Origin of the sequence: Buttiauxella sp. A111, from assembly GCF_014189855.1 — a bacterium.
Lineage (GTDB): Bacteria > Pseudomonadota > Gammaproteobacteria > Enterobacterales > Enterobacteriaceae > Buttiauxella > Buttiauxella selenatireducens.
Map to the genome: position 1 here is coordinate 789742 of NZ_BJFN01000001.1, position 26752 is coordinate 816493.

Consider the following 26752-nt stretch of genomic DNA (forward strand, 5'->3'; position numbering starts at 1 on the left):
CCATGATTATTCCTGCTCTCGATTTAATAGACGGCACAGTGGTGCGCCTCCATCAGGGGGATTACGGCCAGCAGCGCGATTACGGCAATAACCCACTACCGCGTTTGCAAGATTATGAAGCGCAAGGTGCGCAGGTATTACATCTTGTGGATTTAACCGGGGCAAAAGACCCGGCAAAACGCCAAATCCCACTGATCAAATCACTGGTTGCAGGCATCAGCGTACCGGTGCAAGTCGGCGGTGGTGTGCGTACTGAAGAAGATGTTGCCGCATTGCTTGAAGCAGGTGTTGCGCGTGTCGTCGTGGGTTCAACAGCCGTAAAATCGCCGGAAGTCGTAAAAGGTTGGTTTGCACGTTTTGGCGCAGATGCTCTGGTATTAGCGCTGGATGTGCGCATTGACGAGCAAGGCAATAAACAGGTCGCCGTCAGCGGCTGGCAAGAGAACTCCGGCGTAACACTCGAAGAACTGGTAGAAACCTATCTACCGGTCGGACTCAAACACGTGCTGTGTACCGATATTTCGCGCGACGGCACGCTGGCAGGTTCGAATGTGTCGCTGTATGAAGAAATTTGCGCACGTTTCCCGCAAGTGGCGTTCCAGTCATCCGGCGGTATTGGCGACATCAACGATATCGCCGCGTTACGCGGTACTGGCGTACAAGGCGTGATTGTCGGGCGTGCATTACTGGAAGGGAAATTCAACGTAACGGAGGCGATCTCATGCTGGCAAAACGGATAATTCCTTGCCTGGATGTACGCGATGGGCAAGTCGTGAAAGGTGTGCAGTTCCGCAACCATGAAATCATTGGCGATATCGTCCCCCTTGCACAACGTTATGCGGCAGAAGGCGCAGACGAACTGGTATTTTACGATATCACCGCCTCAAGCGATGGACGCGTGGTGGATAAAAGCTGGGTATCGCGCGTAGCTGAAGTTATCGATATTCCTTTCTGCGTGGCGGGCGGTATTAAGTCGATTGAAGATGCGGCGCAAATCCTCTCTTTTGGCGCGGATAAAATCTCTATCAACTCCCCTGCTCTGGCCGACCCTGAACTCATTACTCGCCTGGCCGATCGTTTTGGCGTGCAGTGTATTGTGGTGGGTATTGATACCTGGTTTGATAGCGAAACCGGGAAATATCACGTCAATCAATATACTGGCGATGAAAGCCGTACGCGTGTAACAACGTGGGAAACGGTAGATTGGGTGCAGGAAGTGCAAAAGCGAGGGGCCGGAGAAATCGTACTTAATATGATGAACCAGGACGGTGTTCGCAATGGCTATGATCTGGCGCAGTTAAAGAAAGTGCGTGAAGTTTGCCATGTCCCGTTGATTGCCTCAGGTGGTGCGGGAACCATGGAACACTTCCTCGAAGCATTTCGTGATGCGGATGTCGACGGCGCGCTGGCAGCATCGGTATTTCATAAGCAAATTATTAATATTGGTGAGTTGAAGCAGTATTTGGCTCAACAAGGCGTGGAGATAAGAGTGTGCTAACACAAGAGCAACGAGACCAACTGGACTGGGAAAAAACCGATGGCCTGATGCCGGTCATCGTCCAGCATGCTGTTTCAGGTGAAGTGTTGATGCTGGGGTACATGAATCCTGAAGCACTGGCACAGACTGAACAAAGCGGGAAAGTGACATTTTTCTCGCGCACCAAACAGCGTTTGTGGACCAAGGGCGAAAGCTCCGGTAATTTCCTCAACGTGGTAAAAATCGCCCCTGATTGCGATAACGACACGCTACTGGTTCTGGCAAACCCGATTGGCCCAACCTGCCATCTCGGCACATCAAGCTGTTTCGGTGAAACCCATCACGACTGGCACTTCTTGTATCAGCTTGAGCAACTGCTGGCCTCGCGAAAAAGTGCCGACCCAGCGAGTTCATATACTGCGAAGTTGTATGCAAGTGGAACCAAGCGCATTGCTCAGAAAGTGGGTGAAGAAGGTGTGGAAACCGCACTGGCTGCGACGGTTAATGACCGCCATGAACTGAAAAACGAAGCGTCGGATTTGGTTTATCACTTGCTAGTGTTGTTGCAGGATCAGGAGTTGGATTTAAGCGCGGTGATTGAGAATTTAAGGGAAAGGCATAAGTAGGGTTGTGCGGACGTTTTGATGTGAGAAAGGCCGCTGATGCGGCCTTTTTTGTAGACTCAATTACAGTCAAAAAATATTTCGCATACAGTAATTAAATCAAAGGATTTCATATCAACAAAGGCATCCAATGGAACTCCCGGCTTTCCAATGACAAATTTATTTTTATCCTTCGAGTAAACACCAATGATTTGCTGGCGAAATCCAAGTTGGTCAACTTCATTGATACCCAGAGCGGAAGATAATGATGACAATGCTGGTTTATCACCGCAAAATGCAGAATCATTTGAAGCGAATATTAAAGGCTTTTTAGATTTAGTTGCAATATTCTGAATAACCTGCGGATTTGCATGCTCACTCAAGCAAGTGTCTATAGAGAGTGCTTTAGAGGGTTCAAATCCATCCTCACCTTTCAGAAGGGATACCCCCCTCTTCAATGGCGTATTATCACTTATAGATGAAATACCTGAATCAAGTGTATAAGCACCAGTGGAAATACCAAGTAAGTTTTGGCTATAAAGAGAAGATTTCTTGTACACATCTTTAATATGATGTATCCCTTTGCCATCGATTGTAAACTGCTCAACCTTACCATTAGATATTTTATATGCACATACATTTTCACGGTTAATATCTATATCTTTACATACATTAGCATAGAATACACCATCACTCTTCATAGATAATAATGGCATATTTTTAGCAAACGCTTCGAAATATACTTCCTTTATATTATCATTATTATCAATAACCGCATAGAATGGCAAATTGTATTGTTGGGTATTAATATTCAGTTTACCCGGAGTATACCATATTTTATTTCTTAACGATGGCAACTCCCATAACCTAGATGCATAATCTAGATAGTCGTTAATATTCCCATTTGCTTTAAATTCTTTTATTAATGCGCTCGAATGTTTATTTAGCAAACTTACACCAAAACCAAATGACGAATTCTTAGTATTAGCCATATCTAATACTGTTGGCCACACATCAATTAAAGATCCCTCAGTATCTATTTTTTTAGGCGTAACACCTTTCTTAATAATAACAAAACGATTACTACGGGAATCATCGCTTGAATCTAGGATATCACTTGCATCACTAGACATCATATAGTGATCTGAAACTAGCACAATAATAGTGTTTTCAAACCCTTTACTATGAGTAATTTTATTTATAAAGTTCGATAACAAATAATCAGAACACGCAACAGAACGCAACATATCGTTTTTTATGGTATCAGGTATATGCCGGTCACAAGTACTGAGAAATGTTCCAGATGGCGGATGCGTATTTACAGTTAGAAATGACAGGACAAATGGTTGCTCAGAGTTAACAAGACGTTCATACTCATTATAAGCATGCTCTAATAATGCATCATCATGTACACCCCAACCACTAATTTGATCTGGCTTAGCAAGATTATTCGAGATGAAATATTCTTTATCATGCTGGACTTCCCATCCATGTTGTGAAAAAAATTTATCTCCACCAGCAAATTCTTTATCGCTGCCTCTGATGAACTCTGTTGTATAATTATTTTTTGCAAACCAAGATCCTACGCACCCTGCACCACTAAGGAAATGTGATATATTATTCCCCGCATTTCCTTGTGCTAAGACTAATGGGATTGCACATTGTGTATTCACAATTCCAGCCATAGTCCACCCCATACCTGGCGTTTGCTGGATATCTGTAAACTCAATATTTTTATCAGCAATTTCTTTTAAATATGGGGTGTAATTATTTCCATCTAAGTTTTGAAAAGTTCTCTCGAGGCTTTCAGCATAAATAAAAATATAATTATACTTCTTACTTCCTACTGCATTCAGTGGGTTGTAGTTATCTGCAACCACATCTCCATTCCCGCGAGATAGATTTTTTATTGATTGTACTACATTAGGGATAAAGTTAGTGAAATTCGATGAAAGCAAAACAATAAAAAACAATATAGTAGCAGCACTATTAGCTGGGGTTTTCTTATGCTTTTTCAACCAAAACGAAAGACAAAGAAACACAACTATAAACAAAATAAAAATAACACTGGAAATAACTTTCCATTTAATATCATCTAATGAAACTCCTCTTGAGGAGTTCACTATATGATAATAAACAGCATCAGTGATGCCTTGTCCTGTAAACTGATTGCAAACATACCAGAATGCAAAAACAAATAAACACATGGATGTAATAATTGATTTTATTACAATAAATTTTCGCGATAGTAATGTAGTTAATATTAATAATAAAACGAATAAATAATCCATTTACAGACTTACGCTCTCTTATTTAAAGTCAAAAACTTATATAGTTGAACTTTCCATGTGGCAATCAATACCTTTACCAATAATTTATTATACTTCACTATGCAATCTAAACTATAGAGTAGAAATTATTAACATAAAAATTATAATGTTTGTGATGATTATTTATTTTGGATTCCCGGACAACTCGGAGAATCCAAAATATTTAATTCTGATATAAATGAATAACTATTATTGTTTTAAATGTACTTTTATAGCATTACGCCCTAAAACAAAAGCAGAACCGATAATACCACCAAGTAGTATTGCAACTAAGAGGACTAAAGCTAATTTAGGGCTATCCTTACGGATTGGTAGCGTTGGTTTCATAACATAACGAAAGGAGTAAGTCATATCTGGTTTTGATTTCAACGCTGAAATTGATAGCAACGATTGCCGTGCATTAAAGTAGGTATCATCTAATGGTAGCGGCCGCGTTGATTCATTCTTGATAATTGAAGAAAGAGCATCACTACCTAGTACAAACAGAGTATCTTCAGACAGCGTTTCTGCCTGTTGAACTAGTGTATTCTTTATGTTGGACTGCTGCGCAACAATCAGTGCCTGATTCAAAATTTCCAGACGTTTATCCTTCTTTTCCTGCGCAATTTTCTCTTTAATAGCCAAGTCGACTTTGAGATCGTCGACTTTTGAATTGATGCTTGTATTTAAGTCATCACTAAGCTCTGCAACTACATGTTTGTTAATTTTCTGAATATAAGCCGTTAATGTTTTCTGTGCTTTATCTGCACTTGTAGAAACATAGCTCACTTTCAAAGGTACGGGCTGATCCTTTATAGATTGTTCAATTATTAAACTCTCACGTTTATCTTGATTTTCCAACTGTTCAGATAATGCTGCTAATGCTGAGTTAAATCGCCCAAAAAAACTCTCTTGTACATCTACCACACTGGGTGCACTTGCTGGATTCTGGCTATATAGAACCCCCATTGCATTATTATAGTTTGCTATCTGTCCTGAATCAGGAAGCGTAACAATAGCTTCCGATGTCCATTTTTCTTTTGCAACAAATAAATATATGATAGCAATACATATACCTAAACCTACGAAACCAAGAATTGTTAATTTATCTCTCCATATTTGCATTAAAATATCTATCAAATCAACACTATCTGATGTTAATGTAGCATTGCTTTTATTTGAACTATTATTTCGTTCCATTTTCACCCTTGGAAAATATATTTATTATGATTCCAAAAATACAGTAATTAATTATTATAGCATAGCTGTAAACAGGTTATGGTATTGTGCTTCTCACTCTATATAGAAGAATAATAAAAAACTGAGTTTAATATCACTATTAGTAAATAGAGAAACATAAGCCAAACTAGCTATTTTTAACCAATTGCTGAAGATATTGACCATAAAGAGTTTTTGCCATTATTTTGGCCTCATTTAAAACCTGTTCTTCAGATAACCATCCTTTGCGAAAGGCAATCTCCTCCAGACATGCAACCTTGAATCCTTGCCGCTTTTCAATGGTATGTACGAATTGAGAAGCGTCGATCAAGCTATCGTGCGTGCCTGTATCGAGCCAGGCAAATCCACGTCCTAACAATTCAACATTCAACGTACCCATTTCTAAATACATTTGGTTTAGAGTAGTAATCTCCAATTCACCACGATGGGAAGGCTTAACCATCTTGGCAAGTTCGACTACCTGTTTATCGTAGAAATATAATCCTGTTACCGCCCAGTTCGATTTCGGTTGAGCAGGTTTTTCTTCAATCGATAAGGCACGAAATTCATTGTCAAACTCTACTACTCCAAACCTTTCCGGGTCCATCACTTGATACCCAAATATCGTTGCTCCGGTCTTTCTACAAGCGACCGATTCGAGTTTTCGTCCAAAACTTTGTCCGAAGAAAATATTATCGCCAAGTACGAGGGCGCAATCATCACCATTGATGAACTCTTCACCAATGATAAATGCTTGCGCAAGACCGTCCGGGCTCGGTTGAATTTCATAGTGAAGGTTAATACCAAAACGACTACCATCGCCTAATAAACGCTGAAAAGATGGCATATCTTCTGGTGTTGTAATTAATAATATATCACGTATTCCGGCCAACATTAAAACCGAAATAGGGTAGTAAACCATCGGTTTGTCATAAATTGGTAAAAGCTGCTTTGATACCCCGCGTGTAATAGGATAAAGGCGAGTTCCAGAACCACCAGCAAGTACAATCCCTTTCATTGTATACCCTCTTATTATAAAGCTCTTAAACCTAAACGCTCATCAATGTAGGATCCATCTTTTACCCGGCGCCACCATACTTCATTTGATAGATACCATTCCACCGTCTTTTTAATTCCAGTTTCAAATGTTTCCAATGGCTTCCATCCTAGCTCCTTATCAATTTTCGAAGCATCAATCGCATACCTCAAATCATGGCCAGGACGGTCAGTTACATAAGTAATTAATTCTTCATAATGTAAAATACCATTAGGTTTTTGGGGAGCCATTTGATCTAACAAGCGACAAATAGTGGTCACCACATCAATATTCTTTCGTTCATTATGACCGCCAATGTTATATGTCTCACCAACCTTACCTTCTGAAACGACTTTATAAAGTGCTCGCGCATGATCCTCAACATATAACCAGTCGCGTATCTGACTTCCATCACCATATATGGGTAGTGGTTTGCCTTCTATTGCATTGAGAATAACCAAAGGTATCAGTTTTTCCGGAAAGTGGTATGGTCCATAGTTATTGGAACAATTAGTTACTATGGTAGGTAAACCATAGGTACGAAACCATGAACGCACAAGATGGTCACTAGAAGCTTTAGATGCTGAGTATGGGCTGCTTGGCGCGTACGGCGTATTCTCAGTAAACAACGAAGTCATGTCATGCAAATCGCCGTAAACTTCATCAGTAGAAATATGATGAAAGCGAAAATCCTGTTTCGACTTTGTGTCTAGGTGACTCCAGTAATGACGTGCAGCTTCGAGCAACACATAAGTACCAACAATATTGGTCTCAATAAATGCAGCAGGACCATCAATTGAACGATCAACATGACTCTCAGCAGCCAAATGCATTATTGCATTTGGTTGAAAATCCATAATTAAAGAATCTAAAGCCACACGATCGCAAATATCAACCTGCCGAAATGAAAAGCGTGGATTGTTGAATATTGATTCAAGCGATTCAAGATTTCCAGCATAGGTTAGTTTATCGACTATTAAAACTTCATCATTTGTTTCATTGATTATCTGGCGGGCCACGGCAGAACCGATGAAACCAGCACCACCCGTTACGATAATTTTCATAACACCTCAGACTCTATAAAATTTCCTAGTATGCCCCTATCGCAATCGATAAAGTGGCAATACAAAAAATGTTAGCAACATTAATAAAAAACCAGTGATAGTAACCCACCACTGGTAAAGCGTAATGATATGAGAACTGTACTATTCCATCCACTCGGTATGGAATATACCGTCTTTATCAATGCGCTTATAAGTATGCGCACCGAAATAGTCGCGTTGTGCCTGAATCAGGTTCGCAGGCAACACTGCTGCACGGTAGCTATCGTAGTAAGAGATAGCAGCGGAGAAGGTCGGCGTTGGGATGCCATTTTGCACTGCGTAAGAAACCACATCACGAAGCGCTTGCTGATACTCATCGGCAATCTTCTTGAAGTACGGCGCTAACAACAGGTTTGCAATTGCCGCATTCTCTGCGTAAGCATCAGTAATTTTTTGCAGGAACTGAGCACGAATGATACAGCCAGCACGGAAGATCTTAGCAATCTCACCATAGTTGAGATCCCAGTTATTCTCTTCAGATGCGGCACGAAGCTGCGAGAACCCCTGCGCATAAGAAACGATTTTACCCAGATATAAAGCACGGCGAACTTTCTCAGCGAACTCAGTTTTATCGCCAGCAAACGGCTTAGCCTGTGGTCCACTCAACACTTTAGATGCTGCCACACGTTGTTCTTTCAAAGAGGAGATATAACGCGCGAAAACAGACTCAGTGATCAGGGACAGCGGTTCACCAAGGTCAAGAGAGCTCTGGCTGGTCCATTTCCCCGTACCTTTGTTAGCAGCTTCATCCAGAATCACATCAACCAAATATTTACCGTCTTCATCTTTCTTAGTGAAGATATCTTTGGTGATGTCGATCAGATAGCTGCTTAGCTCACCTTCATTCCATTCTGTGAAAGTAGTAGCAAGCTCTTCGTTGGAAAGATTCAAGCCATGCTTGAGTAGTGAATAGGCTTCAGCAATTAACTGCATATCGCCATATTCGATACCGTTGTGAACCATCTTCACATAGTGACCAGCGCCATCCGCACCGATATATGTCACACAGGGTTCGCCATCTTCTGCAACAGCAGCAATCTGCTTGAGGATAGGAGCAACAAGTTCGTATGCTTCTTTCTGACCACCAGGCATGATGGATGGGCCTTTGAGTGCACCTTCTTCACCACCCGATACGCCAGTACCGATGAAGTTGAACCCTTCAGCAGATAGCTCACGGTTACGACGAATAGTATCGTGGAAGAAGGTGTTACCACCATCAATCAAGATATCGCCTTTCTCAAGATACGGTTTCAGGGAGTCGATGGTTTTGTCCGTAGCTTCACCCGCCTTAACCATCAATAAGATACGACGTGGAGTTTTCAGAGATTCGACAAACTCTTGCACGGTATAGTAAGGAACCAGCTTCTTGCCCGGGTTCTCGGAGATAACTTCTTCAGTTTTATCGCCTGAACGGTTGAACACGGAAACGGTATAGCCACGGCTTTCAATGTTTAACGCAAGATTGCGCCCCATTACTGCCATACCGACGACGCCGATTTGCTGTTTGGACATTACGTACTCCTGTCTTTGGATGGTTACTACGACTTAAGCGCAGTATTTTGTAGCTTGGATGTTAACTCATGATGAAAAGTATGGATAGCATATCCCTTAATTTGTGATTATGAGTTAACAAGAACAGTCGATTACTTGTAACTGATTGAAATAATGGTTAATAATACTAATTCAATTTGAGCCGTTTTGCCGGCATACCCCCGACTAACTCATTAGCCTCAACATCCTTTATAACTACGGCATTAGCTGCAACTTTAGATCCATTTTTTAAAATAATGGCTCCAATTACAACGGCACCAGTAGAAATCACTACATTATCTTCTATAACTGGCCGATTTTTTCTATCGTAGTGCATATCTAAATTTTTTGCGCCAATTGTAACATTTTGGTAGACAGTAAAGTTTTCACCTATACGTGCAGCGCCAATTACAATTCCAAATGTATGCGGCATGAATAGTCCACCTTTAATTTCGCATTCCGTTGCTATTTCAACATTAAAAACAACAACATTAATGAATGAAAATATTTTTGAAAATCTACGCAATCCTTTTTTATTAAAGTAATATGCACTCCGATATAAAACATTTGGAATAAGTCGAGGGTTAAATATTTTAAAATAATTTTTAAATTTAAATTCAGAATTATCGCCAATTAATGACTTATATCTTTGGATATCTTTTTTAATATTTTTCATTTTTGCCACCAAAATACCCAGCTAAAAATGCCAAGTACAACCAAAAAATTGGAAACAGGAATGTCAATTTTAAGCATGGTAACAAACACAATATCATCATCCTTAAAGAAATTTTTTGAAAACGAATAAAATAGGTTACCCATATGATACTTAAAACCCCACCCAACCAAAAACCAAAAACTAAAATATTACTGCCAAAGAGAGTCATGTCAAAAAGTGACTGTAAATAATCAGGGGCGTTTTCATAATACCCCACCATTCCATGACCAATATTAAATACAGTTGCATCTTCATATAATGTTTTTAATAAATTTAATTTATACGATGTACTACCATCATTTCCCGAGGCTACATACGACATTCGCCATAATATATTTTCATAAACAATAGGCGAAAGTACAAAGAATGTAGCAACTCCACCCACCACCCATTTTATTGTGAATTTTATCGTCAATATAAAAAATAAAGCAACACAAATAACTGAGAATGTTGAACCAGATATAGCCATGCATGCGAGAGCAATATATACCATTATTGAATTTTTATTTTCAAGAATGTATTTCATTACCAAAAGAGTCAGCATATGAATAGAAAAAATGCTCGGCTCAGCAAAAACACCGGTTGCTCTATAATCAAAACCGTCATAACTACTACGATGAGGTGGACCTAGTAGCAACTTTCCATAATCTATATCAATGTTAAATAACTTAAATGCAAAAAACTGTAGTAAGAATGTAATAATGTGAAATTTTATGCAAAAATTAACAAACCCGCGCCATCCATCTTTCCCTATCGCTTTTTTACAATTGGCATAAATTGATGGAACGGTTAATGCGTAAAAACAACAAACGATGGTGAAAATATAAATTTTATCAACCACACCATTAATTTCATGAAGCAGAAGAGATATTATTGCAATCGTGATAAATATCAACCCATACTTAGTAGCTCTATAACCGCCGGAAATAAATGCTAATAAAAAAACAATGAATTGCACAGCAAAAAAAACAGGACTAAAAATAAATAATGTTCCAAAAAGAAAATATACGCTAGCCATTTTTCTTCCTGCGAAGGTAACCATCGATATAATATTGAGCAAGTAAGATTTTATAAAGAAAAGATGCCACTCTAACTCCTTTCTTATTATCCAGCTTATTCAAGATAAATTTAATTATTTGGTGTATTTTTAAGTATACTAGTATTGATAACCCTAATTTAACAACAATAGCCTTAACAGTCTGTTTTTCCGCTAATGGGAAAAGTATACTATCTATAATCTGAGGATGTTTTTCCAGAAGCAATGGAACAGAATATTGTGCATATGGAACCATTCGCTCACATGCACGATTTAACGTCGGACTATCGTTATCGAAAAGAAGAGCATCATGGCAGAAAAGAAATCGAATGTTAAATAATTTAAGTCTTACTCCAAATTCTTCATCTTCGCATCCATAATGTCGGAAGGATTCATCAAAGCCATTCAAGATATTAAATTGAGTTCTGCTGATAATAAATGCATCGCTTGCAAAATACCTATAATCTATAGTAACACTATCTTTATATCGGTTACCAAGATATCTTGAATCAAAGTAATGTAAGTAATTACTCTTTTTTGTTAATGCTGGCCAACAACGGACATTGGCTCTGGCAACAAATGGCTCGTTGTTTTTATCAATCATCGAAATCAGATTTGATAAGCACCCTGGCTGGATCAAATTATCAATGTCTACAAAAAACAACCATTCATTGCTTGCTTGTTTTGCAGCCTTATTTCTGGAGTAAGCCCTACCTTGATTTACTTCATTCCTCAAAAATTTCACACTCCAGTTTCTCTCAAGAAATGCAGCATAAAAAAACTCAACTGTACTTTTCAAGGATAGTTCAGAACCATCATCAATTACAATTAGTTCAATATCATTTAATTTAACAGGTTCGAGAGATGATATTTCTAGTAAGGAACTTATAAAACTAATGACCTTGTCTTTTGTGCCTAAAATAGGTGTAATAATGCTAATCATCTTTATGATCCATTATATGTTTTTTTGTGATGGCCAAATACCAATAAATAGATATAGCAATTGAGAAAATCAATGACACATACATTGAAATATACACATTTAGTACAGGGCTATTTGTTAGGAAATATTGCAATGACGTAAAAACACCAAAGCACAGTAAGAATACTGCACACCATTTTACACTATAGTAATAAAAACTTTTAGATGCTAAATTTGCAGCATTAACCAAATTATCAACTGCGTAAAGTGGCAATAAAAAAATCAAAACATTATAATAATTTGCTGCAAATACATATTTCTCACCAAAAATGAATGCAAATATTTTTGGTGAGAAGGGAATAAGTAAAAGTGAGAAAAGCATGAAAACAATAAACATTACAATAGCCAGAATTGACAAATTTCTATTAAACACCGACCATGTTTTATGCTTATATAGTAGTATTGGTGCAAGCACTTGAATTAATATCATTGTTACTGACGCAGTATTTTCGTTAATCTGAGATGCGGCACTATAAATACCATAGTCGCTTGATGACAAACTACTCTTCAACAAAACCCTATCAAGTTTTATAAAAAAAGAATATGCAACAACACCTCCCCATATGAAGATACTTCTTTTGAGAAGTAAAAGTAAATCATCTCGTTTTACAATATGCAAAACAGGAATTTTCTTTATTGAAAAAGAGTATATCATAACACCGACAAATATACTTTCTAGAACCCATGGCAGTGAGAGCAATTTCTTATCAAAACCTAAGGTTGAAGATAATAAGTAAAGAGTCAGAATCCTTATAATACAACCAGTAATTTGAATTACGCCTGAGTAATATAACTTACCTTCTGCTTGCCATTTTGCAAAACCAACCATAAGTGGTTCTCGAACAAAAATAGCCAGCGAAGAACCTAATAAATAATATTTAATGATTTGTTCATCCGAAACAATAGCAAATATGATGCAAATACATGCAGCAAGAGATGATATTGAAATTCGAGCAAAGAAAATAGTGTTACAATATGCTACTTTTTCCTTCAGCGTAAGACGCGTTAGTTGTGGCACGACTGCTTCTGAACCGCACATCCAACTTAAAGACATTATTATATTTGAACATGTAAATGCATATTGCCATACACCAAACTGTTCTATTGAAAGCGCTTTAGAAATCAAATGATTGGCATAAATAGCTGATATTATCTGCACACCTCTTTCAAGGAACAACACAGATAATCCTGTTATTATATTTTTATTCACGATCACCTGCCGGTGGAATGATTGTGTTCACCCAATGACTCAATGAATATTTTTCACGATTATGGTAGCCTAAATTACTCCCTATAATGAAACTTTCTGGAATCTCTATATCTTCTCTTGAAACAACACAAATCATGTCTGGATTATAAAAATCATAGCTGACAATGTCTTTATTAGTAGTTATTATTTTTTTATTTAAGCCAACACACTCAATCGTTCTCATCGTTAGACCATTCTGCTTTGGATGATGTATATCTATTATAATTTCCGATGATTGAATTAACTCAAATACTTCAGCTTGTGTTAAAGGCTTAAAATTCACTTTTACACTAACGACTTTCCCACGTAAATAATTTTTTAAACGAAAAATCATTTCACTTTGAAAATAAAAAAAAGTATACACAGTGATTTTTTTTATTTTCTCAATTTTGTTGATAACATCATTTACGATAGAAATACGATCTGAATGCGCAGTTCCAATAAAGCAAAGATCATATTTTTTAGTTGGTTGCTGTGGTTTATTATATCTTGCTGAATAGAATAATGGTAGGAACCCCACGCCCCAAGCATCTGCATCACTACGCTCAAATGTGAATACGGAATCAAACTCCTGTATTATTTTACGGACACCAGGTTTGTTATTTATTGAGTCCCATAAATACATTACAAATTTACAGAAAGGATTGTTTTTTGTTGTTACACGCTTCAATTCATTTAAAATAACTGAATCTATAGCTTCAGGGTTGACAATAAAAACAACATCAATACATTTTTCTTTCAGAGCAACCAGCAGTGAATCATAATATTTTTTATTATATTTATTTATTAATATTCTTATATTCAACCTAAGAAATATTTTATAAATAGTACTGTTACTTGGGCGCTCATCCCAACAGATTACGTCGTTACTTTTCTCAAGTTCATTACGTATTTCTTTTTCATAACCAAAAAATGAAGGTGAGATAAATAGAATTGTTCTTTTAGATTTACCTTCCATTTTGTTGCCCTTGATAAATCTTAAATTCTTCAATCATATCCTGTAAATCGTCTAACATATTTTTATAATTATGAGGAATTATTGCATTTGTTTTTTCCATATTTGTTACTGGAAATATTTCTTTTGTGTTGTTAGCATGCCATTTAATATTACAACCAGTTGTTGACGCTAACACTTCAGCGATATTTTCTGCCGAAATATTGTAACCAGAAGCGATATTAAAAACCTCGCCACAAATATCATTTCGCAATGATAATTGGTACATAATATACACAACATCATCTACTGATACATAATCCTTCTCATAATCCGGATTAATGAACATATCAACATGATGATTTGTAATTGCATTTTTAATTATTTGAGGTAAAAACAGTGGGCTGTTAATAGCAAGACCATATACATTTGATGGCCTTACAATTATAACTTTTTTAGAGCTTAACCTGCACAACTCTTCAGCCACTAATTTTGAAAGATTAAATAACTTCCTTTCATCATTAAAACTGATGATTAGATCAGAATTTTCAGATGATGTATCAGCGTTTATGTACACTCTTGTTGAAGAAACATAAATTAATTTACTAAAATTACCTGCAGTAAGAATTTCTTTTAGTTTATTGACATTGGCATCCACAACATTATTTACATCATTTTTACAATCACCATAACCTGCACAATAAAAAACCACCCCCAAATCTTCATTTTGGTTATAATCATAATTTTTCTCAGGGCAAAAAATTTCTACATTCATAGATTTCATAAAAGACAACATATGAGAACCAATAAACCCAGTAGCACCTACAATTGTATACTTCATACTAATATAACCTTATATGTTTGCAGACATGACTGACTGAACTGTGAAAATAAAACCTTCCCTTAAAAAATATAATTCGGGAAAAAATACTAGGTTCCTTTTTTCAACTAACAATAAACATTTCCTCTCCTAAAATATTATTCTTTAATTATAAGTCATTTCGAAAGAGTTAAGTTGGCGAACAATATTTAATGCTTAATATTTAAGCAAAATGTGCATTCAATTGCATTATTCTAACAAACGTGGCTTGCTATGAGGTTCTAACGGAAGGGAGAAATTAATAATCCATATTGGGTTGATTTCATTTTAGCCATGCTACCGCCCTTGGCTCAACAGCTACCAGTGTACTGATACTTTTCACATGCCACCGAGTAGGCTGGCACATGGCTAAATTTTTGCAACACATTCGAATGAACTCAACTGTTAGAAACTGATTATTTAACCAGTGTTTTTATGTCTTTCATTGGAATGTGATACTGCTGCCCGTAAAATTTTTGTCTCAAAATCATCTCAAAAAAAACGGCAGTCTGCAGCAGCACAATTACAAATATGTAACCGTACTGCTACTTTTGACTGCCGTTCTTTTCATCAGACTTTGGTCATCATTGATTGAACAAATCAACGAGCCAGTAATTTCTGAATGCTGTCCCTGAACTTCTGGCCTTCTTTATGGTTACGCAAACCATAATTAACAAACGCCTTCATGTAACCCATTTTCTTACCGCAGTCATAGCTTTCGCCAGTCATCAAAGCCGCTTCAACCGCTTGCTTTTGATTCAATGCAGCAATGGCGTCTGTCAGTTGGATTCGTCCCCATGCACCTGGCTCTGTCTTCTCAAGCTCAGGCCAGATATCAGCAGACAGAACATAACGGCCCACAGCCGCCAGGTCAGAATCTAAAGTCTGTGGCTGATCGGGTTTCTCCACGAAATCAACAATGCGACCAATCTGCCCATCATTGTTTAACGGTTCTTCAGTGGTGATAACCGAATACTCGGACAAGTCTTCGTTCGGCATACGTTTTGCCAGCACCTGGCTGCGCCCAGTTTCTTTGAAACGCTCAACAATTGCCGCCAAATTATAGCGCAATGGGTCAGCGCTGGCGCCATCAAGTATAACGTCAGGTAATACAACAACAAATGGATTGTCGCCAATAATCGGATGGGCGCACAAAATAGAATGACCCAAGCCTAAGGGCTGAGCCTGACGCACATTCATGATGGTCACGCCCGGAGGGCAAATGGACTGGACTTCAGCAAGCAACTGGCGCTTCACGCGTTGCTCAAGCAGAGCTTCCAGTTCATAGGAGGTGTCGAAATGGTTCTCAACCGCATTCTTTGAAGAGTGCGTCACCAATACGATTTCTTTGATTCCTGCAGCTACGATCTCGTCGACGATGTATTGAATCATCGGCTTATCAACGATCGGTAGCATTTCCTTTGGAATAGCCTTTGTTGCGGGCAACATATGCATACCCAAACCTGCTACCGGAATAACTGCTTTCAAATTAATCATATTCAAACCCACCTCGAAATGGTTGGAGGATTATAGTCTTTTCGTGCTTTGATGCCAGCATGAATTGAGCCAAAGTAGTACGTCATTTTAACTTCCTCAACAAAGCCTACAAAACTAAAAACCTTTTTTTAATACACCTGGACCCTCAGATAAATCGCAAAGTGACTTGACCATTTATTTATTAACCATTGGTAGAGCAAAATTCAACCCATGGGTATTCACATGCTGCTGATCCACCCTGTCGATGTCTACCGAGCTGTGCCCTTTTTCGTTCACAGCCCGCACATTGGCAAGCGAAAGCAACGTGTCGTCTTTGGCCATAAAACGGCCACGCACATCTTTGCGCAGGTCAAAGTTTAGCTTCAACGCGGGTCCCACATCAGAATACTGCATCACGTCGACGTTTCTCAGAAACAAGTGTTGCGGTTTGTTATGCAGCTCAAGCGTTGCTCTTTTCATCGCCACATTGGTGATTGCCACAAAGGAGGTCGCATTGCCTGACGAAATCTGGATACCCCGACTCTTAAAAGGCATTTGGGTGTTATCCAGCGCAATGTCGTTTAGCTTAAAATTTTGTGGAATAGACAGATACTTACCTTTGATAACACCATAACCGATCAGAAATCCCGCACTGTCGACCATATCAACATTATCAATGACGAAGTTATCACACCCATAAATTGCGACTGTCGCGTTATCGATCCCCGCGTTCTTACTAAACGTGTGATTGATATTCCGCGCCTTTATATTGCGAATGATAAAGTGTTTGCCGTTTTCGACATGGACCAACTGGCGGCAGTTGCTGCCGGTAATATTGGCAACAACAAAATTTTTAACAGCCTGATCTTCGGGATAGTCATTGTTATAGGTACTTCCCGCAAGCCCAATACCGATCCCCCAGTTGACCTTTCCATTGGTGCAATCAATGTTTTCAATCACATGGTCGGAGATAAGCAAGTCGTGATCGTTTATCGCCACATTCCATTCAATAGCATCACCCTGCAAACGGCTAAAGTGACCATTGGTTATCCTGACGTTCTCCATGCGATTGTGGAACCCTTGCCGCAAAATGGCATAGTTCGCATCGTGCACCCTAATGTTATCAATCACCAGGTTACGCATAGTGCGCTTATCTTTTCCGCCGATGTAGATTTGACTCACCGGCACAAAACCGCTCATATCAATACCTTTGATAGTGCAGTCTGAGCCCCGCACATCAAGGATGACATTGTGAAACCGCCCTCCCTTTTCCCCCAAAATCTGGCAGCCGTCCTGCATCACAAAACGCCCTTTACCATTTCCTTTTAAGCCACCAGCAACCTGTAAGGTTTTACCTTGTGGCATAAAAATGGCGGTATTGATGTTGTCACAGACTAAATCGGCAGGAACAGACACGACATCAGCGGCTGAGAAAGCTTGTTTGAAGGCGGCAATCCAGTCACCGCTATAGAATTTCTGGACACTAACCTCGCTTTTGCCTGCCCCAGCTAACACACTACGGGGCAAGATGAAGGGAACCGCAGCCAGAACAGAGCTGGCTTTGAGTAACTTGCGACGGGTGGAGGAAAATGAAGGGTTGGTCAATTCAAATTTTTTGCGCATACATCCCCGTGAAGCTTCACTAAATGGGTTTACAGCGTCTGTAGCTGACGTGCTAACTGCTGATAGATAACGTGCTGATTGAACTCGGTTTCAACTTTTTCACGCGCCAGTTGCAACATGGGTTTGAGTTCACTTTCATCGATATGGCCGAAGTCCTGTAAGCTATCGGCGAGCGCTCCCGCATCGTTTTCGGGCACCAACCAGCCAGAACGTCCCGAATCGATTAACTCGGGGATACCGCTATGCACGGTAGACAGAACCGGAATACCGACCGCCATCGCTTCCATCAGGGCCACAGGGATCCCTTCCATATCGCCGTCAACGCCCGTGACCGATGGCAGTAGGAACAAATCAGCCTCATCAAGCATCGCTTTTACCTCGTGATTCGGCTTAAAGCCCGGCATAAACACCACATCATCAAGTTGATTTTGTTCGATAAGCGTGCGCAGCCGCGTTTCCCATGGACCAATACCAAGGATGTTGTAACGAAAACTCACGCCTCGCTCTTTTAACAACGCGCAGGCATCAATCGCCACATGCAATCCTTTCTTCTCGGTCAACCGAGCCACCGAGATAATCTCCAGCGTTTTCGCCGGCTTTTTAACGGCGCGTTGCGAAAACCGCTCCATATCCACGCCCATGCGCGAGACGGTAATTTTGTTGGCCGGACAGCCCATCTTTTGTAAGCGTCCTGCCCACAATTCGCTTATCGGCAGCATCAAATCACCACGGGCAAAGAGCTTTTGATATTCAGGGGTGTAGTGCGCCAGCGCATCACGTCCTGAAATATCAATCCCATGGAATACCGTGGCAATTTTGCCTGTCAGCAAGCCAAGCTCGCGTAATTTTGCCGCCGTCACTCCGGCAGGGCCGAAATGAGCAATAAAGACATCAGCCTGCACAGGCTGAGGGTTGCGGCCACAAATGGAGGAGAGAATTAAATTGCGAGCTTCCTCGCCATAGCGTTTCGCATTCAACGCCTTCCAGGTTCGTGGACGCAGCGCACCACGCAGCGTGTTCAGCGCTCGGGATTGCAGTTTTGCCGCCTTGCCTGCGGGTTCATCCATCAGCCAGGTGGTTTTTTCCGCAAGCTTGTACTCTTTGAATGCCGAGTGGGTATGGGTCAAATCCCCCTTCTGGATAGCGACGATTTCCACCTCATAACCCATATCAATAAATGCAACGATCTGGTTGAGCACGAAGGTTTCGGATGCCACAGGGAATTTAAGCAAGAAGAAGCCGACTTTCATTTAGCCCCCTTCACCCGCGCCAGAACTGACTCCACCATGCGCCGACCATCGGCACGTTCAGCACGTACCGCGTAAGCGAGGCGTTCATTGATTGCCGGTAGTTGCCCTAAGACGTCGGCCACCACGCTCTGAAGTGAACCATTCAGAAGCTGGCGGATTTCAATTGCCATTTCCGGCATGCCAAGCTGCTGCATGATGCCCGCGGATTTGTGTTCATAATTGATAGCAATGGCAGGCGTACCAAAGTTCATGGAAATAATGGCTGAATGCAGGCGCGTGCCGACTGTCAGCTCGCACTCCCCGAGAATTTTGCCCATTTCAAGGTCATTAAGCTCATCCATCACCACGTGGTATTCCTCGGGGTTATTGATGTACTGGCGAAGATTCAGCGCCACCATTCGGTCATCTTTGTTGTAGCTGTCGATGCCCGTACAGGTCGAAAGTGCCAGCACCTGATAACCCTGTTCAATAATGCGGTTCACCACGGAGGCAAATGCCTGCTCATAGGCTTGCTGAGTGGTGCCCAGGCGCTTATCAAAAGGCGCCAGCTCACGCAACGTAATCGCCACCGTTTTCTTGCGTTTGATGGTATTGAACCAATGCTGCACGGCGTAGCTCGGCACGAAGCTGTCGTTGTGATGTTCTACAAGCCAGGCCGTATCCACACCCTGCTCCACTTTGCTGCAATCAATATTGCTTCTTTTCATCAAATCGAGGCTGACGGATTCACGCAAAATCAGCGACTCCGTATTGCCGAATACATAGCTTGCCAGGTGATTAAACTGCGGATCCTGGAACGGCCCTACGCTGTGGCCAATCATGTAAACCGGCTTTTTCGCCATAAAGCTGCACAGCGCATGTTCAAACTGCGAAACACCGTATAAATCGACAAAAAACGAACCGCCGACCTGAATAATCGCGTCATAAGTTTGCAGCGACTTGACGAAATCGATAAATCCTTGTGGGATGGAAATATTACGCAGCCGCCCGTTATCAGTGGCTTTCGCCAGCAAAACCTGGTGCTGATACTTGCGGCGCAGAACTTTTTTAACCCGCCCCATCAACCCAACCGCATTGTTATGTTGCTTCATCTGCTTATACAGGGTGTCACCCAGAACCGGGCGACCCAACAGCCACGCGGAACTCACCGGATAGCGGCTCATCACATCAACCTGCACGGTGTCATCAATGGTAGTAATCGCATCAATCAGTCCGCGCAAAATGGCGCTATCACCACGGTTGCCGCACGTGTGGTTGCCAAGAATCAATAATTTCATACAGACCTCGTTCTTTAATGTATGCCCTCACCCCTGCCCTCTCCCCCAGGAGAGGGAGAAAACCGATTAATGCCCTCCCTCAGGAGAAGGAAAAAACCGATCAGTCCCCTCTCCCTCAGGAGAAGGAGAAAACCGTTCAGTCCCCTCTCTCTCAGGCGAGGGAGAAAACGGTCAGTCCCCTCTCCCTTGAGGGAGAGGGTTAGGGTGAGGGGGCGTTCGAATAAACTGGCGTTTCATCTCTACCACTAGCGCATTGCGCGAAAGCGCCAGCATCCCGATAAAGGCCAATGCTCCAGCCGCAATTTGTACGCCCAACAACAAGCCGAGCGAGAGCTGCCCTTTCAGGGCAAAGCCCAGCGAGCCACTGATCACAATGGTTGGAATAGAAAGGTAAAACGGCAGCCAGATACTTTGAATGTACTGGCGGAAGCTTGCGCCGAGCACCGGCCTAATCATCACGAAATAGCTCAGTACGGTGTTCACTACCTGCACCAACAAGAAACCCTGCGTGACGCCCAGCGCACCCGCCATATGGCCGCCGATAATAATCGCCGGGATAAACAAGCAGGTTTTGAATACATTGAATTTAAAGCTGATATCGACACGTGCTTTTGCCATCAACAGCGATCCAATCGGGTTACCAATGGAGCGCAACAGGCCAACCACACACAGCAATTGCAGGATCGGCGTAATAAACTGCCATTTCTCACCAAACACCAGCGGCACAAAATTATTCGAAACCACCAGCAGGCCGAGCAGCGCCGGGAAGTTAATAATCCCGACAATCGACAGAAATTTGTAGAAGTTGATACGTAACTTGTCGGTATCGTCCTGAATCTTGGCAAAAGCAGGAAACAGCACGCGGGTGATAATCGGATTCAGCTTCATCGGTGGTACCACCGCCACGTTATAGGCGAGGTTGTAGCCCCCAGCGATGCTGGCACCAAGAATTCGCGCCAGCACTAACGTTGAGAGATTGGTATTCACATAATTGATCATGCTGTCAGCCGTTAGCCATGCACCAAACTTCAGATTCGAGCTGACAGATTTCAGTGAAAAGTGCAGGCCAGGGCGATAAATCTTGCGGCCAAAGAAACCAAACAGCGAGGTGCGAACCACGGTGTTAACCAGATAACCGATGATCGCCGTCATGGCGAACGGGTATACCATCGCCGCCCCAACCGTCACGGTAAAGCCCGCCAACACTGATACCGTTTCAATCGAGCCAATCGTTGAAAACTCCATTTCCTTTTGCATTAGCGCGCGGAACTGCTGCCCGTGTGGGATAACGATAAAAGCGAACGACAGTGTTTTAATCAGCGGTGCAAGTGCTGCGGTATTCAGTACCGAAGCGATAACATCGCTGAGTAAAAACACCACCGCGAAAACCGCAAGCCCAAGACCGACATTCAGCCAATACAACGTGGTTAGCTCGAGGTGGCTTATCTCTTTGCGCTGGATAATCGAGTTGGCAATGCCAAAATCTGACAACGTATCGGCCAGCGCGATGATCACAAGCGAAACCGTCAGCAGGCCAAACTCGTGATTGTCGACAATCCGTGCCAGCACAGTCATCTGCACCAGGCCAAGGCTAATAATAATCACCGTGGCGATGGCAGACCATTTGGCACCGCTGATGGTTTTTTCTCTCAGACTCATTGTGGATTCACTCAATAGGCGGCTTTGTTAACAAAGCCTTTGAAAATGGTCAGAAAGACAATTTTGATGTCAAACCACAGGCTCCATTCGCGGATGTATTCCAGATCAAACTCAACACGCTTTTCCATTTTCTCCAGCGTGTCAGTTTCACCGCGCCAGCCGTTGATTTGCGCCCAGCCCGTGATGCCCGGTTTCACTTTATGGCGCAGCATGTAGCCTTCAATCAGCGATCGATATTGCTCGTTATGCGCCACTGCATGCGGGCGCGGCCCGACAATCGACATCTCGCCCATCAGCACATTGATAAATTGCGGCAATTCATCCAGAGAGGTACGACGCAAGAAGTTACCGACTGGCGTAATGCGCTTATCACCTTTGGTGGCCTGAGTGACGACCGCGTCATTTTCCATCACTTTCATAGAGCGGAATTTCCACACTTTGATCGGCTTCCCGTCCATGCCGTAGCGCGTCTGGCGGAAGATAACGGGGCCAGGAGAGGTCAGTTTCACCGCCGCGCTGATACACAACAGCACCGGCGAAATAAACAGCAGGATCAGCGAAGCAAGCACAATATCTTCGAGACGTTTCAGAACACGGTTAATGCCGTTTAACGGGGTTTCAAAAAGAGGCACAACCGGGACACCGTTCACTTCTTCGGTGCGGGCGTTAAGAATATTGAAGGTGAAAACATCCGGGATCAGCAGCACTGAGCAGGTGGTATCGGTCAGTTCACGCACCAGTGATTTAATCCGCGCTTCTTCGCTCATGGTCATCGCGATATAGATATTATCGATGCGGCCTGCCCGCGCTTGTTCCACCAAATCTGCGAAACAGCCCGCATAATCGCCATGGGGTGATTCCGGCTGTTGGTCGTCATACACACCGGTGACATCAAATCCCAACCACGGCTCGTTGCGGAAACTCTCGGCAAGCGCATAGCCCACGGGCATCGAACCTGCGATTGCAATGCGGCGCGTGTTGTACCCCATATTGCGCAACCAACCGGCGCCCAGGCGGATAAACGAGCGACAGAACATCATGCCGAAACTGGTTAACACATACCAGGCGAGATAGACCCAGAAAGACCCGTCAAAATCAGGATTAAAGGCCAGTAAACCGGCACTAAAAATCAGGCTCAATGTCCAGTTTTGCAGCAACAACATCAGTTCGCTGGAAATCTTCACCCCGCGCCATGAACGGTAAAAATCGGTCATGCCGCCAATCATCTGGAAAACCACAAGGGCCAGTAAGGCCATCAGTAAATGCATGTACAAAAACGGTAACGCGTTGACCTGACACACAATCCATAACCCAACAAACATAATGGTGATGTCAGAAAAACGTTGCACCATAGAGATTAACGATGCGTTCGTTTTTGGTAGCTCGCGCTTTTTTAGGTTTGTCATCGTTTTACCTTTATTCACTATTTGCCCCTCACCCCGGCCCTCTCCCTCGAGGGAGAGGGAGAAAACCGTCAATCCCCTCTCCTGGGGGAGAGGGTTAGGGTGAGGGCGACCTGTGACAATCAAATCACTGATTCAACAGTTCCATAATTTCTTGTGTTCGCGCCTGCATCAGTTGTTCATTGCGCTTAGATTCCACGTTCAGGCGCACCACCGGCTCGGTGTTGGAGCTACGCAGGTTAAAGCGCCAGTCCGCAAACGCCATGCTCACGCCGTCGGTGTGGTCCACCTCTGTAGCATGCGGCGCAAAATGCTGCTGCACCCGAGCGATGGCTACTTTCGGGTCCGCCAGCTTGCTGTTGATTTCCCCACTCGCCGGCCACGCCGCCATACGGTTGTGCACCAGCTCACCCAGGGTTTTCCCTTTCAGGCACAACAGCTCCGTCACCAGCAGCCACGGGATCATCCCGCTGTCGCAGTAAGCAAAATCACGGAAATAGTGATGGGCACTCATTTCGCCGCCGTAAATCGCATCTTCCTGGCGCATACGCTCTTTGATAAAAGCGTGACCGGTTTTTGACATCACTGGCGTACCGCCTGCGCGCTCCACGATATCCACCGTGTTCCACGACAGACGCGGATCATGAATAATCTTCGCCCCCGGCTGTTTTTCGAGGAACGCCGCTGCCAGCAGGCCAACGATGTAGTAACCCTCGATAAACTGCCCGTGCTCATCGAACAGGAAGCAGCGGTCAAAATCGCCGTCAAAGGCAATCCCCATGTCCGCGCCGTGTTCAATCACCGCGTTGCGAGTGTCGGCGCGGCATTCCGGCAGCAGTGGATTCGGGATACCGTTCGGGAAATGTCCGTCCGGGGTGTTATGGACTTTGATAAACGTCAGCGGCACGTTGAGTGCCTTAAAGCGTGCTTCGATGGCATCAATAATCGGGCCCGCCGCGCCGTTACCGGAGTTAATCACCAGCTTCAGCGGCTTGATATTGTTGACATTGATGTACGAGAACAGGTGGTCAATGTAAGCCTCAACCACGGAAATCTTCTGGTAGCGACCACGTTTAGTTACATCAACGGGCTGGAAGTCATTGGCTTCCGCCAGACGCTGCACATCGCGCAGGCCGGTGTCACCACTGATGGGGCGCGCCCCTTCGCGCACCAGTTTCATACCGTTGTAGTCCATCGGGTTATGGCTGGCAGTCACTTCAATGCCACCGTCCACGCCCAGATGCCAGGTAGCGAAATAGATCTCTTCGGTGCCGGACAGGCCGATATCCAGCACGTCCACACCCGCATCCTGCAATCCTTTTGCCAGCGCCAGCTTCAGCGTTTCACTGGTCAGGCGTACATCACCGCCCAGCACAATGGTCTTTGGTTTCAGGTACTCGCCATAGGCGCGGCCAATACGTTCGGCTATCTCTTCGTTCAGCTCTTCGCCCAGGCGACCACGGATGTCATAGGCTTTAAAACAGGTTAATTTCTGTGTCATATCCACTCCTTCGGGCAACAGTTACCCAACCCGCAGGCTCGCGGGCTGCGGGAATGATTAAATTGTGATGGGGTTAGATACGCCCGTAACGGTCTTCGAAACGAACGATATCGTCTTCTGCGAGGTAAGTGCCGGAACGCACTTCAATCAGATCGAGCGGGATTTTTCCGGGGTTTTCCAGGCAATGCGTCACGCCCAGAGGAATGTAGATGGACTCGTTCTCGCCCAGCAATTTTGTCTCTTCACCCAGCGTGACTTTTGCGGTGCCCGCCACCACAATCCAGTGCTCAGCACGGTGGTGATGCATCTGCAAAGACAACCCTTCGCCTGGCTTGACGGTAATGCGTTTCACCTGGTAGCGCTCGCCTTCATCGATGGAGTCGTATTTTCCCCACGGGCGATACACTTCGCGATGGTTGTGGTGTTCGTGACGACCATCAAACTTGATTTGCTCAACCACTTTTTTCACGCTTTGCACGTGGTCGCGGTCGGCAATCAGTACCGCATCTTTAGTCTGCACGACGACGAGATCTTTCACGCCAACGGTGGTGACAAGCCCCGACTCCGCATAGATATAGCTGTTTTCAGTATCGTGGCTGATCACATCGCCGTGATGCACATTGCCCTGTGGGTTTTTGGTGCTGATTTCCCACAGCGATGACCACGAACCCACGTCGCTCCAGCCTGCATCCATCGGCACGACGACGGCATCAGCGGTTTTCTCCATCACGGCATAGTCGATAGACTCATCCGGGCAACTCAGGAAGGCCGCTTCGTCCACGCGGACAAAATCCAGGTCCGGGTCTACGTTTGCCATCGCTTTTTCACAGGCACTGAGAATATCCGGGCGGAATTTTTTCAGTTCTTCAAGGTAGCGCCCGGCGCGGAACAGGAACATGCCGCTGTTCCAGTAATACTCACCGCTGGCGACGTACGCCTGTGCGGTTGATAAATCTGGTTTTTCCACGAACTGCGCGACACTAAACGCAACGGCATCGACATCAGGCGTATTGGGATTGGCGACTTCCCCACGGCGAATATAGCCATAACCGGTTTCCGGCAGGTCAGGAACGATACCAAACGTCACCAGTTTCCCCGCTTCGGCAAACGGCAGCGCGCTGCGAACCGCTTCGCGAAATGCCTCTTCGTTTTGAATCACATGATCGGCCGCGAGGATCAGCATCAGCGGATCGTGTTCCGGCTGATTGCGTAATGCCGCGAGGGCTGCCAGCGCAATAGCGGGGGCCGTGTTACGGCCTGCTGGTTCCAGAACGATATTTTCCGTCAGCTTGTTTAGCTCACGTAGCTGTTCAGCCACGATAAAACGATGTTCTTCGTTGCAAATCACCACCGGGCTTTCGCACGCCACACCGTTCAAACGGCTAATGGTGGTTTGCAGCATGGTCAGTTCCCCTTTCAGACACAGGAACTGTTTCGGGTAAAGCACGCGGGACAACGGCCATAAACGGCTACCGTTCCCGCCAGCCATGATCACCGGATAAAGTTGGCTCAT

The 26752-nt window shown here is 43.2% G+C and carries 22 protein-coding genes; 3 read left to right on the forward strand and 19 right to left on the reverse strand.

The genetic code is table 11. The annotated features are described in order from the left end of the window. Positions 1–2: 2 nt before the first annotated feature. The 3 genes from hisA to hisIE are packed head-to-tail and all read left to right on the forward strand — an operon-like array spanning position 3 to position 2103. Complete coding sequence (hisA, locus tag BSPA111_RS03610) at positions 3–740, forward strand: 1-(5-phosphoribosyl)-5-[(5-phosphoribosylamino)methylideneamino]imidazole-4-carboxamide isomerase (RefSeq protein WP_183269818.1); 738 nt, start codon at positions 3–5, stop codon at positions 738–740. Next, positions 722–1498, forward strand: a complete 777-nt coding sequence (hisF, locus tag BSPA111_RS03615; RefSeq protein ID WP_183269819.1) for an imidazole glycerol phosphate synthase subunit HisF — start codon at positions 722–724, stop codon at positions 1496–1498. Before hisA ends, hisF begins: the two co-directional genes overlap by 19 nt. Then, a complete protein-coding gene (gene hisIE, locus BSPA111_RS03620) occupies positions 1492–2103 on the forward strand; it encodes a bifunctional phosphoribosyl-AMP cyclohydrolase/phosphoribosyl-ATP diphosphatase HisIE (RefSeq protein WP_183269820.1) in 612 nt (203 codons plus the stop codon). The genes hisF and hisIE overlap by 7 nt, the downstream gene beginning before the upstream one ends. A gap of 56 nt (positions 2104–2159) precedes the next feature. On the opposite strand, the gene BSPA111_RS03625 is transcribed toward hisIE, so the two are convergent. The 19 genes from BSPA111_RS03625 to cpsB all read right to left on the reverse strand — a co-directional run bounded on the left by BSPA111_RS03625 (position 2160) and on the right by cpsB (position 26752). Then, on the reverse strand, positions 2160–4370 hold the full coding sequence (locus BSPA111_RS03625) for a phosphoglycerol transferase I (RefSeq protein ID WP_183269821.1): 2211 nt from the start codon (positions 4368–4370) through the stop codon (positions 2160–2162). 228 nt (positions 4371–4598) lie between these two features. Continuing rightward, positions 4599–5588, reverse strand: a complete 990-nt coding sequence (gene wzzB / locus BSPA111_RS03630; protein ID WP_183269822.1) for an LPS O-antigen chain length determinant protein WzzB — start codon at positions 5586–5588, stop codon at positions 4599–4601. A gap of 166 nt (positions 5589–5754) precedes the next feature. Further along, complete coding sequence (rfbA, locus tag BSPA111_RS03635; RefSeq protein ID WP_183269823.1) at positions 5755–6624, reverse strand: glucose-1-phosphate thymidylyltransferase RfbA; 870 nt, start codon at positions 6622–6624, stop codon at positions 5755–5757. Positions 6625–6638: 14 nt separating this feature from the next. Beyond that, positions 6639–7706 (reverse strand): dTDP-glucose 4,6-dehydratase, encoded by a 1068-nt coding sequence (gene rfbB, locus BSPA111_RS03640; RefSeq protein WP_183269824.1) that lies wholly within the window; start codon positions 7704–7706, stop codon positions 6639–6641. Positions 7707–7847: 141 nt separating this feature from the next. Continuing rightward, positions 7848–9257, reverse strand: a complete 1410-nt coding sequence (gndA, locus tag BSPA111_RS03645) for an NADP-dependent phosphogluconate dehydrogenase (RefSeq protein ID WP_183269825.1) — start codon at positions 9255–9257, stop codon at positions 7848–7850. Between the two features lie 166 nt (positions 9258–9423). Continuing rightward, positions 9424–9951, reverse strand: a complete 528-nt coding sequence (locus tag BSPA111_RS03650; protein WP_183269826.1) for a serine O-acetyltransferase — start codon at positions 9949–9951, stop codon at positions 9424–9426. Continuing rightward, the gene (locus BSPA111_RS03655) at positions 9938–11008 is read right to left on the reverse strand and encodes a polymerase (protein WP_183269827.1); all 1071 of its coding nucleotides are present in this window, start codon (positions 11006–11008) and stop codon (positions 9938–9940) included. The genes BSPA111_RS03650 and BSPA111_RS03655 overlap by 14 nt, the downstream gene beginning before the upstream one ends. Beyond that, complete coding sequence (locus BSPA111_RS03660; protein ID WP_183269828.1) at positions 11001–11969, reverse strand: glycosyltransferase family 2 protein; 969 nt, start codon at positions 11967–11969, stop codon at positions 11001–11003. The genes BSPA111_RS03655 and BSPA111_RS03660 overlap by 8 nt, the downstream gene beginning before the upstream one ends. Beyond that, on the reverse strand, positions 11962–13218 hold the full coding sequence (locus BSPA111_RS03665) for a lipopolysaccharide biosynthesis protein (protein WP_304502613.1): 1257 nt from the start codon (positions 13216–13218) through the stop codon (positions 11962–11964). Before BSPA111_RS03665 ends, BSPA111_RS03660 begins: the two co-directional genes overlap by 8 nt. After that, entirely contained in the window at positions 13211–14215 is a 1005-nt protein-coding gene (locus BSPA111_RS03670; RefSeq protein WP_183269830.1) for a hypothetical protein, read from the reverse strand. Before BSPA111_RS03670 ends, BSPA111_RS03665 begins: the two co-directional genes overlap by 8 nt. Then, complete coding sequence (locus BSPA111_RS03675) at positions 14205–15032, reverse strand: NAD(P)-dependent oxidoreductase (RefSeq protein ID WP_183269831.1); 828 nt, start codon at positions 15030–15032, stop codon at positions 14205–14207. Before BSPA111_RS03675 ends, BSPA111_RS03670 begins: the two co-directional genes overlap by 11 nt. Before the next feature lie 618 nt (positions 15033–15650). Then, positions 15651–16547 carry a UTP--glucose-1-phosphate uridylyltransferase GalF gene (gene galF / locus BSPA111_RS03680; protein WP_183269832.1) on the reverse strand — a complete coding sequence of 299 codons (897 nt, stop codon included), beginning with the start codon at positions 16545–16547 and terminating at the stop codon, positions 15651–15653. Between the two features lie 174 nt (positions 16548–16721). Beyond that, complete coding sequence (gene wcaM / locus BSPA111_RS03685) at positions 16722–18149, reverse strand: colanic acid biosynthesis protein WcaM (RefSeq protein ID WP_183269833.1); 1428 nt, start codon at positions 18147–18149, stop codon at positions 16722–16724. Positions 18150–18178: 29 nt separating this feature from the next. Beyond that, positions 18179–19399 carry a colanic acid biosynthesis glycosyltransferase WcaL gene (wcaL, locus tag BSPA111_RS03690; protein ID WP_183269834.1) on the reverse strand — a complete coding sequence of 407 codons (1221 nt, stop codon included), beginning with the start codon at positions 19397–19399 and terminating at the stop codon, positions 18179–18181. After that, the gene (wcaK, locus tag BSPA111_RS03695) at positions 19396–20676 is read right to left on the reverse strand and encodes a colanic acid biosynthesis pyruvyl transferase WcaK (protein WP_183269835.1); all 1281 of its coding nucleotides are present in this window, start codon (positions 20674–20676) and stop codon (positions 19396–19398) included. Before wcaK ends, wcaL begins: the two co-directional genes overlap by 4 nt. 171 nt (positions 20677–20847) lie before the next feature. Beyond that, a complete protein-coding gene (locus BSPA111_RS03700) occupies positions 20848–22335 on the reverse strand; it encodes an MOP flippase family protein (RefSeq protein WP_183269836.1) in 1488 nt (495 codons plus the stop codon). Positions 22336–22346: 11 nt separating this feature from the next. After that, on the reverse strand, positions 22347–23741 hold the full coding sequence (gene wcaJ / locus BSPA111_RS03705) for an undecaprenyl-phosphate glucose phosphotransferase (protein ID WP_183269837.1): 1395 nt from the start codon (positions 23739–23741) through the stop codon (positions 22347–22349). A gap of 124 nt (positions 23742–23865) precedes the next feature. Beyond that, entirely contained in the window at positions 23866–25239 is a 1374-nt protein-coding gene (gene cpsG, locus BSPA111_RS03710; protein WP_183269838.1) for a colanic acid biosynthesis phosphomannomutase CpsG, read from the reverse strand. Between the two features lie 73 nt (positions 25240–25312). Beyond that, entirely contained in the window at positions 25313–26752 is a 1440-nt protein-coding gene (gene cpsB, locus BSPA111_RS03715) for a mannose-1-phosphate guanyltransferase (RefSeq protein WP_183269839.1), read from the reverse strand.